This window comes from Akkermansia sp. AE01SA01 (assembly GCF_036417395.1).
GTDB lineage: Bacteria > Verrucomicrobiota > Verrucomicrobiia > Verrucomicrobiales > Akkermansiaceae > Akkermansia.
In genome coordinates, this window is sequence record NZ_CP143890.1 from 44,381 (window position 1) to 57,340 (window position 12,960).

10 protein-coding genes and 1 tRNA gene are annotated in these 12,960 nt (G+C 55.4%); 7 read left to right on the plus strand and 4 right to left on the minus strand.

The window, feature by feature from the left end:
- The first annotated feature begins 257 nt into the window (after positions 1 to 257).
- The 5 genes from V3C19_RS00165 to V3C19_RS00185 all read left to right on the plus strand — a co-directional run bounded on the left by V3C19_RS00165 (position 258) and on the right by V3C19_RS00185 (position 6,434).
- Positions 258 to 1,076 (plus strand): hypothetical protein, encoded by an 819-nt coding sequence (locus V3C19_RS00165; RefSeq protein ID WP_130084051.1) that lies wholly within the window; start codon positions 258 to 260, stop codon positions 1,074 to 1,076.
- A 173-nt stretch (positions 1,077 to 1,249) separates the two neighbouring features.
- Entirely contained in the window at positions 1,250 to 2,209 is a 960-nt protein-coding gene (locus tag V3C19_RS00170; protein ID WP_238623824.1) for a radical SAM protein, read from the plus strand.
- Positions 2,202 to 3,449 carry a radical SAM protein gene (locus V3C19_RS00175; protein WP_130084053.1) on the plus strand — a complete coding sequence of 416 codons (1,248 nt, stop codon included), beginning with the start codon at positions 2,202 to 2,204 and terminating at the stop codon, positions 3,447 to 3,449. The genes V3C19_RS00170 and V3C19_RS00175 overlap by 8 nt, the downstream gene beginning before the upstream one ends.
- Before the next feature lie 558 nt (positions 3,450 to 4,007).
- The gene (locus V3C19_RS00180) at positions 4,008 to 5,297 is read left to right on the plus strand and encodes an aminotransferase class I/II-fold pyridoxal phosphate-dependent enzyme (protein ID WP_295876200.1); all 1,290 of its coding nucleotides are present in this window, start codon (positions 4,008 to 4,010) and stop codon (positions 5,295 to 5,297) included.
- Positions 5,298 to 5,777: 480 nt separating this feature from the next.
- A complete protein-coding gene (locus tag V3C19_RS00185) occupies positions 5,778 to 6,434 on the plus strand; it encodes a PEP-CTERM sorting domain-containing protein (RefSeq protein ID WP_161988156.1) in 657 nt (218 codons plus the stop codon).
- 133 nt (positions 6,435 to 6,567) lie between these two features.
- Here V3C19_RS00185 and V3C19_RS00190 read toward each other — a convergent pair whose 3' ends face one another.
- From V3C19_RS00190 to leuB, 4 genes are all read right to left on the minus strand, one after another.
- Positions 6,568 to 8,094 carry a YifB family Mg chelatase-like AAA ATPase gene (locus V3C19_RS00190; protein WP_295932109.1) on the minus strand — a complete coding sequence of 509 codons (1,527 nt, stop codon included), beginning with the start codon at positions 8,092 to 8,094 and terminating at the stop codon, positions 6,568 to 6,570.
- A 73-nt stretch (positions 8,095 to 8,167) separates the two neighbouring features.
- Positions 8,168 to 9,040: a rhomboid family intramembrane serine protease gene (locus tag V3C19_RS00195; protein ID WP_161981348.1), complete on the minus strand. Its 873-nt coding sequence runs from the start codon at positions 9,038 to 9,040 to the stop codon at positions 8,168 to 8,170.
- Positions 9,041 to 9,123: 83 nt separating this feature from the next.
- Complete coding sequence (locus V3C19_RS00200; RefSeq protein ID WP_295932106.1) at positions 9,124 to 10,164, minus strand: FAD-dependent oxidoreductase; 1,041 nt, start codon at positions 10,162 to 10,164, stop codon at positions 9,124 to 9,126.
- 131 nt (positions 10,165 to 10,295) lie between these two features.
- Positions 10,296 to 11,405 (minus strand): 3-isopropylmalate dehydrogenase, encoded by a 1,110-nt coding sequence (gene leuB, locus V3C19_RS00205; protein WP_295932103.1) that lies wholly within the window; start codon positions 11,403 to 11,405, stop codon positions 10,296 to 10,298.
- Positions 11,406 to 11,570: 165 nt separating this feature from the next.
- On the opposite strand from leuB, the gene V3C19_RS00210 reads away from it, so the two are divergent.
- Positions 11,571 to 11,645: transfer RNA gene (locus tag V3C19_RS00210), tRNA-Asn, on the plus strand.
- A gap of 261 nt (positions 11,646 to 11,906) precedes the next feature.
- A complete protein-coding gene (locus V3C19_RS00215) occupies positions 11,907 to 12,881 on the plus strand; it encodes a hypothetical protein (RefSeq protein ID WP_130084091.1) in 975 nt (324 codons plus the stop codon).
- Positions 12,882 to 12,960: the final 79 nt, after the last annotated feature.

Genomic DNA, 12,960 nt, shown 5'->3' on the forward strand with positions numbered 1-12,960 from the left:
GAAACTGATTGATCAATTTCAAAAGGGTTGCCTGTACTGCGGGCAGCCCTTTTTTATGGTATTCTTATCCCGGGAAGGGAAGTTGCATCCTCGTGTGCGGAATGAAAAACAAGCCTGGAAGAAACGCTTTTCCGGGAACGGCGGTTTCCGTAGAAAAGAAAACAGGCACGGAAACGTTTTGCATCATGTGACGGCAGTCACGATTGACGGAAGACAGGGAAAGAAGTACCTTTTCACAACGGAAAGGCTTCAATACCATGAATAATACAGTTGCTTTCATCGGCCTGGGCGCGGCAGCCTGCATTACGGCGCCTGCATTTGCCCAAGACACCCATACTTCCCTGACCAAGCAAAGCGTGGCCTGCATGCAGGAGATTACCGCCGCAATGAACAAGGTGACGGACGAGCCTGGAGCTGCCGCCGCAGTGGAAACCGTCAAGAAGGTGCATGAGAAACTGGTGGACCTGGGAAAACGGCAGTTGGAACTGCCCGGCGCCACTTCCCAGGAGCAGGCCCAGATTGCCGCGCAGATGGTGGAAATACAGAAAGTTTCCGGAGAACTGGTGAAGTCCCTTGCTCGTCTCAAAAAGGAAAACCTGCTTACTCCGGACTTGCAGAAAGCCCTGATAGATTTGCAGTCCGTTCAGACGGAACTGGCGCAGGCTTCCAAAGACAAGGCTGCCCGGGCGGAACCGTTTCCGAAGGATGCGGAAGGCAATACGCATGAAACCCTCCTGGAAAAAACCGTGGAAGAAGTAAAGAAGCTGGATGAGGCTCTGGCGAATGTAAAGGATGTGGAAACTAGCGCCGCCGCCGAGAAACAGGTCAAGCATTACCGGACTGCTTTGCTTGACATTGCCAAAAAGCAGGCCGCCCTGCCGCCCCTGACCAGGAACCAGCAGGCCAAGCTGACGGGAATACAGCAGCAGCTTGTGGAAATGATGCAGCCCGTCATCAAGCACATGGCAGCTGTCATGCTTTCCCCCAATGCCACGCAGAACCTGAAGGAATCCCTGAAATCCCTCTCCGAGCTGCCCAAGGAAGTCCAGAAAATTCGCGAAGAAGCGGCCAAGTAGCCATTTTTGGAAAATGCCTCCTTTTGGGCTGGTCAAAGATAATAATTGTTCTAAAGTGGCAGTCCTGAGGAATGCGACCGACTTTTAGTGAAACAGATCTCAATGAACGTCCCTTTCTGGTTTTCTGGGAGGTGACGCGCGCTTGCGCCCTTGCGTGCAAACATTGCAGGGCCGTGGCCCAGCCGCGTCCGCATCCTGATGAACTGGACCATGAAGAAGCCTTGCGGCTGATTGATCGGCTGGCGGAACTCCGGCCGCCCATGCTCGTGCTGACGGGAGGGGACCCCATCATGAGGCCTGATATTCTGGAACTGATCCGCGCGGCGGCGGACAAGGGGCTGCATGTGGCCTTGAGCCCTGCCGCCACGGCCAGGCTGGTGCACGCGGACTTTCATGCGTTGAAAGAGGCGGGGGTGCAAAGCATGTCCCTGAGCCTGGACGGCGCCCATGAAGCCACGCATGACGCCTTCCGGGGCGTGCCGCACACGTATGAACGGACCCTCCGCGCGGCGGAAATGGCCAAGGAGGCGGGCATGCACCTCCAGATCAACACCACCATTACCAGGAGCACGCTGGGTGAGTTCGACGACTTTGTAGAGCTGATGAAAAAAATGCAGCCGGGCATGTGGAGCGTCTTCCTGCTTGTTCCTACGGGCCGGGCGGCAATGGATGAAATGCCTGCTGCGGAGCAGGTGGAAGCCGTCTGGAAAAAACTCAGCGAGGTCAGCCGGGAAGTCTCCTTCGGCGTCAAGACCACGGAAGGGCACCATTACCGCCGGGTGGCCCTTCAGGAGGCACGTGCTCAGGGAGCCACGCCGGCGCGGCGCGCCATTCCCACGCGCGACGGAAAGGGCATCATGTTCATCTCCCACATCGGTGACATCCAGCCCTCCGGCTTCCTCCCCATCACGGCGGGCAATGTCCGCACGGACGACGTGGGCGAAGTGTACCGCACGCACCCCCTCTTCCTCAAGCTTCGGGATGACAACGCGCTACTGGGCAAATGCGGCCGCTGCGAATACCGCACCATTTGCGGCGGTTCCCGCTCCCGGGCATACGCCGTGTACGGAGACATGATGGCGGAGGACAACCTCTGCCCCTATCAACCCAGGCTTTCACAACACCATGATTAACATCACCAGACTTTGGACAGGGGCGGAACAGCCCGCGGACCATTTGAGATACGGCCAGGGCCACGGGCACGGCCGTTCCGCCGGGGGAGCCGTGGAATCCTGCGCTCCCGCCTCTTCCCGCGTCCGCAAGCCCATTGTGGTATGGAACATCACCCGTACCTGCAACCTCAAATGCGTTCATTGCTATGCGGACGCGTCCGCCCGGAAATTTGACGGAGAACTGGACTGGGACCAATGCTGTACCGTCATTGACGATCTGGCGGACTACAAGGTAAACGCTCTCCTGTTCTCCGGCGGGGAGCCCCTGGTACATCCCCGTTTCATGGACCTGCTGGAACGGGCCACGGGAAAAGGGCTGAAAGTCACCATCTCCACGAACGGCACCCGCATCACGCCGGAATCTGCCGCGCGGTTCAAGGAACTGGGTGTGGCGTATGTGGGCATCTCCCTGGACGGCATCGGCGCCGTTCATGACCAATTCCGCGGGGTGGAAGGCTCCTTTGACCAGGCGGTGCGGGGGTTCAAGCTGTGCAGCGACGTGGGCCAGAAAACGGGCCTGCGCCTGACCCTGACCCGCAACAACGTGCAATGCATGGAGCAGATTCTGGACTTCATTGACGCCAACGACATTCAGCGCGTCTGCTTCTACCATCTGGTGCCTACCGGCCGCGGCGTGGAAGTGCAAACGCTTACCCGGCAGGAAGCCCGCCATGCCATGGACACCCTCATTGCCCGAGTGGAAGAATGGAAGGCGGAAGGCAAAAACCGGGAAGTGCTTACCGTTACCCAGCCTGCGGACGGCATTTATCTGCTGCTGCGCCAGCTCCGGGAAGGTTCCCCTCTGGCGGAGGAAACGTTGAAACTGCTTCAATGGAACGGCGGCGGAGCGAACAGTTCCGGCCGCGGCATTGCCAACATCGACACGCAGGGCATGGTGCATCCGGACCAGTTCTGGCAGTCCGTGACGCTCGGCAACGTGAAAAATAACCTGTTCTCCGACTTGTGGGACGCCAAGGCGGGAGCCGCGGCGGAAATGCTGCCCGAATTGCGCGGGTCCGACGACCCGCTGGAACGGCAGAAAAAAATAGAAGGCCGTTGTGGCCGCTGCGTCCACTTTGCCCTGTGCGGCGGCGGATTCCGCACGCGAGCCGCTTTTGCCAACGGGCACTGGTACGGTTCCGACCCCGGCTGTTATCTGACGGAAGAAGAAATCTCCACTCCGCTTCCGGAAATCAAATAATCCTATTGGTTCCGGCAGGGGCGGAGCGGCATATGCTCCTTCCCCCCTGAAACATGGACGGAAAACAATTTTTCACCGCAGAAAACGTTCTGCATGGAAGAAAATATTCCGTTGTGAAAAGGAAATGGCCTTGAAGGCAGGGAAACCCGGGAATTCTCCGGTTGACAGTTGCGTAGTGTAAAGCCTCCGGAACGGGCGGATCTGTTCCAGTCCCAATTTTCGGCAAAAAGACAGTCTTCGTGAAACACTACAGACAATCAGGCAAAAGTGGCCTTGCGGCTCTGTTTTCCGGGAATCCGGTGTTCCGTCCCTGATGAATGAAACACTGCTCTCCACTCCGGCGGAGAAGGCGCCGGCGTAACAATTCACCGTGGAAATTTCTTCTCAATAAATGCACCCAATGTCCGGAGGAGGAGGGAAACTCCAGTAAAAACACTCCGCGGGACGTCCCTGAGCAATCGCAATATTTTGTTCCCCGGCCCATTTGGAACCACCGCCTTCCCGTCCTTTTTTTCCCTGCTTTACAAGGATGGGGGCATCGCATAGCATCCCTGCATCATGAATCAGGAATTGAGACCGGAAACCCTGTGCGTGCAGGCGGGCTGGACGCCGAAAAAAGGCGAACCCCGCGTGCTTCCCATTTACCAGAGCACGACATTCAAATATGAAACCAGCGAACAGATGGCCAAGCTGTTTGATCTGGAGGAACCTGGTTTCTTCTACACGCGACTGCAAAACCCCACCAACGAGGCAGTAGCCAGGAAAATAGCTGACCTGGAAGGCGGCGTGGCTGCCATTCTCACTTCCTCCGGCCAGGCTGCCTCCTTCTTTGCCGTCTTCAACATCTGCGAGGTCGGCGACCACATTGTCAGCGCCGCTTCCATTTATGGGGGAACGTACAATCTCTTCGCCGTTACGTTCCGGAAAATGGGCATAGAAGTCACCTTCGTGGACCAGGACGCCCCGGCGGAAGAAATTGGCAAAGCGATCCGTCCCAACACGAAAGCCCTGTTTGCGGAAACCGTCTCCAACCCGACGCTCTGCGTGCTGGACATCCGTAAATTTGCGGACATCGCCCATGCCCACGGCGTGCCCCTCATCGTGGACAATACGTTCACCACGCCCATCAACTGCCGTCCCTTTGAATGGGGTGCGGACATTGTCACCCATTCCACCACCAAATACATGGATGGCCATGCCGCCGCCGTGGGCGGCGCCATCGTGGACAGCGGCAACTTTGACTGGGAAGCCCACAGGGACAAATTCCCCGGATTGACGGACCCGGACCCGTCCTATCACGGTCTTTCCTACAGTAAAAGCTTCGGCAAGGGCGCTTACATCACCAAGGCGACCGTCCAGCTCATGCGCGACCTGGGTTCCATCCAGTCTCCGCAAAATGCCTTTCTGCTCAACCTGGGATTGGAAACCCTCCACTTGCGCGTTCCGCGCCATTGCGAAAACGCGCAGAAAGTGGCCGAATTCCTGCAGGAACAGGAAGACGTGGCCTGGATCAACTATCCTGGCCTGCCTTCCAACAAGTACCATGACCTGGCCCAAAAACAGTTCCGCGGCGGCCAGTCCTGCGGGGTGGTGACATTCGGCATCAAGGGTGGCCGCGAACGGGCCATCAAATTCATGGACAGTTTGAAACTGGCCGCCATTGTTACTCATGTGGCGGACTCCCGTACCTGCGTGCTCCATCCCGCCAGCCACACGCACCGCCAGTTGACGGACGAACAGTTGATGGAAGCAGGAGTCAGGCCGGACCTCATCCGTTTCTCCGTAGGCACGGAAGCGGTGGAAGACATTATTGCCGACCTCAGGCAGGCTCTGGAAGCCATCCGTTAAATCTGTCTTGCCTTCCTGTACATGCAGCCGTTCCGTGGAGATGTCCGGAACGGCTGTTTTTGCATCTGTGATGGATGAGGCGGGCAGGATGTCGGAGGAACGTTGAAGGGCGAGCCTGGAAAAATAACCGGAGCATCCATCCCGCTGCAAGAAACGGACCTATGGCAATGAAGGCTGGTGCCTCTTGTAAAATCTTGCAGAAAGTCATGAAGGGGCAATAATTTCATCTTCTCTTTGTTGGAACGTTTGTTTTTACGTAAAAAACTGATTTTAATGACGTTGTACAGAGAAAGACAGAGATGGAGCTTCCTCGGAAAGGGCTCGTTTTTTCAGTTTCAACAGGATGTGAGTGATTTCAGAAAAGGTGGAAATTTCAACTGCTTTTCTTCGCAATTGTAAATTGACATGCCATAATAAATTTATTACGATGTGGTACTTATGAAAAGTAGATATTGTGCTGTATTAATAAGTTGTGCCAGCGTGGTGACTGCAAATGCCGCTACCATCATTGCCGAACTGCCTGAATCCGCCAATCTGTCGCAAACTGCGACGATGGCGCCGCAAACAGGAGAACAACTGCTGAACAAGGTAAAAAACCGTGAAATCGGGGTCTATGCGGGAGGCAACAACAACAGCTTGGGCAACTGGCCCCAGAACGGAGAGGGAACCTGGATCAACAATGATAATATCGGCTCCATCATCCTTTGCGGCAGAAGCGGAGTGGCGGGCGATTCCTTTGCCATGGTGTTGGGCGGACCCCAACAGGGAGACCTTGTTTCCTCCATCGTCTTTTCCTGTGATACGCCTACCTCCGTCATCACCAGCTACACCATGGTTTTGGCGGTTTATGACTCTTCCGGAACGCTTGTCCAGAACCTTTCCACCGTGCAAGGCTTCACCTTTGATTCCACGTCAAGAACCACGTCCGTTTCCTTGAACATGGCGGATTCTCCACTGACGTGGGGTGAAGGGTACAAGCTGGTTGCCGGGGTACGCGGCGGTGCGGGTAGCGCTACCTCCCCCTACACGCTCACCAACATTCAGGTAGCCTATGAAGTTGTTCCGGAACCGGCTACCGTCTCTCTAGGTCTGCTTGGTCTGGGAGCATTGGTTATCCGGCGCCATCGGAGCCGGTGAGCAGCAAGCGTGCCCATCGGGAAGAAAACTGTCTGGAAGCCATCCCTTTTTCCTCTCTCTGTCCGGGAGAGGCTATCCTTTGGAATGGAACGAAACGTGACATTCTAAAGGCCGCGCGTTTTCCGGGATGAGGTCATTCCCGGAGGGAGCGTTCAAAGGCCCGGTACTGGACGGCTTCATACAAATGGTGATCCTGGATTTCCGAGCTGTCCGCCAGATCTGCTATGGTGCGGGCCACTTTCAGAATACGGTCGTACGCCCGTGCGGAAAGGGCCAGTTCCTCTACCGCGCGCAGCAGAATGGCCTGTCCCTCCGGCCGCAGGCGGCAATGCTTGTGCAGGGCTTTTCCGGAAAGAGCGGCGTTATTGCGGATTGAGGTACCCGCATATCTTTTTTGCTGGCGTTTCCGCGCGGCCACGACGCGTTCCCGGATGCTGGCGGAGCATTCGCCGGAAGGAGCCGCCGCCAGCATGGCGGGATCTACGGCGGGAACCTCCATCAAAAGATCGAACCGGTCGAGAAGGGGGCCTGAAATCTTCTGGCGGTAACGCGTTATTTGGGCCGGGGAACAGGTGCAGGTTCTTCGCCGGTCGCCCAAATAGCCGCAGGGGCACGGATTCATGGCTGCCGCCAGCATGAAACGGCACGGAAAAGTCATGGTCCCGGAGGCGCGGGAAATGATGGCGTGGCCGGACTCCAGAGGCTGCCGCAGCGTTTCCAGCGTCGCACGACGGAACTCTGGCAGCTCGTCCAGGAACAGCACTCCGTTATGGGCGAGAGACACCTCTCCGGGCGTGATATTGTTGCCCCCTCCCATCAGGCCTGCATCGGAAATGGTGTGGTGCGGAGCACGGAATGGCCGCTGTGTTACTAGGCCGCTTCCGCGTTTCAGCAGGCCGCATACGGAATGGACCTTGCTGGTTTCCAGAGCTTCTTCCCGGGTTAGAGGCGGCAGAATGGTCGGGAGTCTTTGAGCCAGCATGGACTTGCCGGACCCCGGAGAACCGCTGAGCAGGATATTGTGGGCGCCTGCCGCAGCAATCTCCATGGCGCGGCGCGCGTAAGTCTGCCCCTTGATCTCGTCGAAATCGACATTGGCTTCGGAGATGTCCCCGGCCTTTTGCGGTGCCGTAAAAGGTGCAGGCAGTGCGGAGGACGTCAGTAATTGCCAGGCTTCCTGTAAAGTGGAAACGGGAAAAATTTCCACACCGTGAACGGGTGCTGCCTCATGCACATTGGCGTGAGGCAGCATGATGCGTTTCCTGCCCATGCGCCGCGCTTCGATCACCTGCGGCAGGATACCCTGCACCGGGCGCACGGTTCCATCCAGAGCCAACTCTCCGATGATGCACCAGAGAGAAGCGTCAAGAGGCTTCTCCGCCGCTCCGGCGATCATTCCCAGGGCAATGGGAAGATCGAAACCGGGTCCCTGTTTCTTCAAATCCGCGGGAGCCAGGTTCACCACGAAAATCCCCTGCTGAAAAGGCAATCCGCTGTTCTGAATGGCCGTTTCCACGCGTTGCCCGCTCTCCTTGACGGCCGTATCCGGCAGACCCACGATGAATGTGCGTTTTTCCGCCATGGGGCGGAAATCCACTTCCACCTCCACTTCTACGCCTTCCACGCCCAGGACGGTGGAGGAATATAACCGTGTCATCATGCCTGCATCTTAGGCAGGAACGAAAAGAAAGAAAGAAAAATGAAATTAAATATGGATAAAACCAATAAAACCTTCAGCGCTGGGAGGCGCGCTTGAGGATTTCCCTTTCTCTCTCCGTCAGGCTGGACAGGCCGGAACGGGAAATCTTGTCCATCACTTCATTCACTTCTGCTTCCGTAGGGTAGGGTTCCCTTTCAGCGGAGCGGGAAGACCACGGAGCGGGGCGGCGACTATAGGAAACGGGGCGTGGAGAAGAGAGCTTCTCCTTCAGCAAGATCAGCAGCGTTAAAATAAACCCGGCCAGCATGCCGCCCAGGTGGCCGGCTTCGCCGCCTGCATTATTCCACTGGAAAATTACCACGGCACAGGCAATACCCAGCACGACCAGCGCAAACTGGCGTACGCTCAGGTTCACGGGGGGGAACAGAAGCTGGACCCGGGCATGGGGGAAAAGCACGGCGCAGGCGGCCATGATGCCGTAAATGGAGCCGGAAGCGCCCACCATCGGGATAAAGCGCCATTCCGGGTCAAAAAAGCCCATGTAACCCAGCAGGGAGGAAAACAGAGCCGCCGCCACGCCGCAGAACAGGTAATACAGCAGGAAGCGCAAATGCCCGAAACGTTCTTCCACCACGGGGCCGAAAAACCACAGGGCGATCATGTTGAACAGGATATGGCCCAGATTGGCGTGCAGAAACTGGTAGGTGAACAGGCGCCACAATTCCCCCTCGTGAAAACACATGTACTCGCTGTAGGCCCCATACAGCTGCACAAGGTCCAGGCGCCCCGGCGGGTAAATATCCCGCGGAACTTCTACCTGGAAAAAGAACCCGAGGAAAAAAATGACCACATTGAGCAGGATCAGCCAGTGCACGACAACGGCGCCGCGCTGGTCGAACAGGCGCTCCTTCACCGTATTTCCCCAATTTTCCTGCTCTGCTCGCATATAAGACCGCATGTAAACGTGTTCAGGGCGCTTTGACAAGGAAAATGCATGTCCCGTTCAAGGTAGGCCGGAAAGAGGGAATACTACTTCCACAGAGCGGCGGGGAGCAGGTCCGGAGGCAGTACCGCTCCGTGAACCAGGTGTTCCGCCAGTTGCGCCGCAGTCCAGGGGGATGTCGTAACACCCTTGCTTCCCAGCCCGGAAAAGACGAACTGCTTTTCCAAACCGGGAATGGGTCCGGCTACGGGCTGGCTGCGCCGGATGATGGGACGAACAGCGGCACGGGCGCGGATAACGTTCATTTCCCCGGAATAGCGTTTAACCATGTCCAGCATCAGTTCCTGGACGGCTGGCGCTTCCGGAACGCCCGGGGCATCCCAGGACCAGGCGTACGTGGCGCCGAACCGCCAGAAAAATCCGTTGTAAACCAGCCAGTGCCCGAAATGCAGAATGCCGGCGTGCCATTCCAGATCCTTCAGCTCCAGATCCAGAATCGTTCCCTTGGATGGCCTGCCCTTCAGGGGGGCCATGTCCGGATGCATTCCGGCCTCCCAGCCAGTGCACCACACAATATGTGAAAAAGAGTCCCCGCACCAGTGAAAAAAGCCGTCTGCAGCCGGCTGAATATCGTCGGGAGCCACCTCCGCTTCTACAAACCGGCCCTCTTCCGAGAAAAAGCGGCGCATGGCATTCACCATCGTTTCCACATGCAGGACGCCGGAACCGCGCGTGTAGGCCGCCTGCCCTTTGCCCTCCCAGTGCTCCGGCCACGGAAACAGGGGACCGGCGTAAGAGCAGGACTCCGGGGCCGTCTGGCGTTCCTGCCATATCTCAAGCTGATCCTCCGTTTCCAGCTCCCGGAAAATGGGAGTCTTCTGCCACCATGAACCTCCCAGTTCCCGCTCGGTTTCCGGGTAAAAGGAGGAAAGGGCGGAAAGACACTCCTCCTGCCGCCACCCGGGCCGGAAGGCGCGGCCTGTCAGCGGATTCACCAGTCCGGCGGCTACGCGGGATGCCGTTTCCGCAATGGGACGGTCGGCAATCGTAAAATCCGCTCCGCGCCGTTTCAGCTCCCATGCCAAGCAACTGCCGGCAATACCCTGGCCGATGATAAGAACTTTCATGACTTGCTGTGAAAAGGAACCGGACATAAGCCGGAATAAATGGAAAAGAAAGGTGATAGTACTCCATTCTCTTCCGGGAAGGGAAAAGGTCCGCAGGTGCATGAAGCGCCTGCGAACGGTAAAAGGGGCATTTACAGGGCCGCCACGATGGCGTTCCCCATCTCCGCGGTATTCACGCGGATTTCCCCGGCGGCGCCCGTAGCCAGGTCACCCGTGCGGTAACCCTGGTCAATCACGCTGCGGACGGCGGAATCAATCGCGTCCGCCGCCTCCTTTTCTCCGAGGGAATAGCGGAGCAGCATGGACAGGGAAAGAATCTGGGCGATCGGATTGGCAATGCCCTTGCCGGCAATATCCGGAGCGGAGCCGCCGGAAGGCTCATACAGGCCGAAAAACAGCCCGTTGTCTTCGGCGCCCTGGCAAAGGCTTGCGCTGGGCAGCATCCCCAGGGAGCCGCAAATCATGGCCATCTCGTCGGAAAGAATATCGCCGAACAAATTCTCCGTGACCAGCACGTCGAACTGGCGGGGATTGCGCACCAGCTGCATGGCGGCATTGTCCACGTACATATGAAGCAGCTCCACGTCCGGGTAGTCCCTGGCGACCTCCGTCATCGTTTCACGCCACAGGAGGGAATTGGTCAGGACATTCGCCTTGTCCACGCTGGTGACACGCTTGCGGCGGCTGCGGGCTGCCTCGAAAGCCACTTTGGCAATGCGCACCATCTCGCTCTTGTGGTAGCGCATCGTATCCACGACGACTTCGTCGTCCCCTTCCTGTTCGCGGAAACGCGGCTGGCCGAAATAAAGCCCTCCCGTCAACTCCCGCACGCACAAAATGTCAAAGCCGCCTTCAATCAGCTCGTTCTTGATAGGAGAAGCATGCGTCAGGGCGGGGAGACAAACGCCGGGACGCAAATTGGCATACAGGCCGAAATGCTTTCTCAGCGGCAGCAGGGCGCCGCGTTCCGGCTGTTCGTTGGCGGGCAGGTGCTCCCACTTGGGACCGCCCACGGAGCCGAATAAAACGGCGTCCGCCTCTTCACAGGCGCGGATGGTCTCCTCGGGAAGGGCCTTGCCGCAATGGTCGATGCCCGCGCCGCCCACGAAAGCCTCCTTGCGGCTTACGGTAAATCCAAACTTGGCGCTCACGGCGTCTAGAACCTTCAGGGCCTCCGCCATAACCTCGGGCCCGATGCCGTCGCCGGCCAGAACAGCAATATGATGGTGATGTTCACTCATGTCGCTGACAGACTGAGCGTTCTCCCCCCAAAGGTCAAGAAGCACCGTTGCCATGCCTGCGGTGCGAAGGCCTTTTTGCGTCAAAAAGCGTGCAGGAACAAAAAAGTACTTGCCAAACGCCTGAGTCTCCGCTAAAAACCCCTCCGCGCTCTACGGAACGCAAACTCCCCTGTAGCTCAGCGGTAGAGCGGGTGACTGTTAATCACTAGGTCGTTGGTTCGAGCCCAACCGGGGGAGCCATTAATAAGCCCTGCAAGCCAAAAGCTTGCAGGGCTTTTCTTTTGGCAGGAATAGAAAATCTGATGCCGGAATGGTTTTACATTTACAGAGATTATCAGGAATTTCTAGCTATTCTGGAAGAATAGGCAGGAACCCTTTTTAAGGCTATTTTCCCATATGGGGAAGTAATTGTTAAGAGTTTGATAATATAGTGCTCCAATGATTATACTGGCAAATTCCGGGAGCTCCCTATAAAGTAAAATCGCCAGAATACTATAAAATATGGAAAAACTTTTGTACAATAACAAGTTATACGTTTGTCACGAGTATCTGCTGGAAAAAGATTTTGAATCGGCTGTCATTGAACAAGCGCCTCATATTTTTGGAGAGAACAGTATCTATATTGATATTAAGAAACAAATCGGCGAAAGCATCATCACAATTCCGGATGGATACTTGATAGATTTTTCTCTTGAGGTTGAACCCAGGCTACACATTATTGAAAATGAATTATCCAGCCATGATCCTTATAAACACATCGGTTCTCAGCTTTTAAAGTTTGCTATTTCATATAAGGCCAGTGGCAGAAAAATAAAAGAATTTCTGCTTGATGCTTTAATGAAAGACGAAAGCATGAGAGAACGTGTTGAGGCAGGTTTTCTTCGTGCAGGATACAGGAATATAGATGCTTTTCTTGAAAGTCTTATTTTTGAAAAACCGTTGAACGCTGTCGTTGTTATTGATCACTCTTCTCCAGAATTGGAAAATGTTCTTGGCCAATTGACTCTTAATACGGATATTGTTGAATTTAAAACATTTAAATATAGAAATGATTACATTCATCAATTTACTCCATTTAATGCAGAGGTGAGGGACGTCATAGAAAAAGGTAAAATCCTTAAGCCTGAGACATTGAATACCGTGGTCGTACCTGCAAGAGAAGAAGGATTTGAAAAAGAATTTCTTGGCAATAATCGTTGGTATGCAATACGTATTAGTGCATCCATGATAGATCGGTTAAAATATATAGCTATTTACCAGGTTTCTCCTGTATCAGCAATCACCTGCTATGCTGAAATCGTATCTATGGAAAAATATCAGGATACAAATAAATACTTGCTGTATGTGAAAAATTTGAAAAAAATAAAACCTATACCGCTGGATGCGAATAATAAAAGGTTAGCACTTCAAGCGCCTCGGTATACCGCTATAGATCAGTTACTGAAAGCCAAAAAACTTTCGCAGGTATTTTGTTAATCCGTGGAAATATCAGATAGCTTGTACCAGCATAATATTTTTGTGCCGATTCTTGGTTGATGATGACCAAAAAAGCTTC

What these genes read in the sequence shown, in the direction of transcription:
- V3C19_RS00165 (WP_130084051.1), top strand. Translation starts at nt 258, where the DNA reads ATGAATAATACAGTTGCTTTCATCGGCCTGGGCGCGGCAGCCTGCATT.
- V3C19_RS00175 (WP_130084053.1), top strand. Translation starts at nt 2,202, where the DNA reads ATGATTAACATCACCAGACTTTGGACAGGGGCGGAACAGCCCGCGGAC.
- V3C19_RS00180 (WP_295876200.1), top strand. Translation starts at nt 4,008, where the DNA reads ATGAATCAGGAATTGAGACCGGAAACCCTGTGCGTGCAGGCGGGCTGG.
- V3C19_RS00190 (WP_295932109.1), bottom strand. Translation starts at nt 8,094, where the DNA reads ATGATGACACGGTTATATTCCTCCACCGTCCTGGGCGTGGAAGGCGTA.
- V3C19_RS00195 (WP_161981348.1), bottom strand. Translation starts at nt 9,040, where the DNA reads ATGCGAGCAGAGCAGGAAAATTGGGGAAATACGGTGAAGGAGCGCCTG.
- V3C19_RS00200 (WP_295932106.1), bottom strand. Translation starts at nt 10,164, where the DNA reads ATGAAAGTTCTTATCATCGGCCAGGGTATTGCCGGCAGTTGCTTGGCA.
- leuB (WP_295932103.1), bottom strand. Translation starts at nt 11,405, where the DNA reads ATGAGTGAACATCACCATCATATTGCTGTTCTGGCCGGCGACGGCATC.
- V3C19_RS00215 (WP_130084091.1), top strand. Translation starts at nt 11,907, where the DNA reads ATGGAAAAACTTTTGTACAATAACAAGTTATACGTTTGTCACGAGTAT.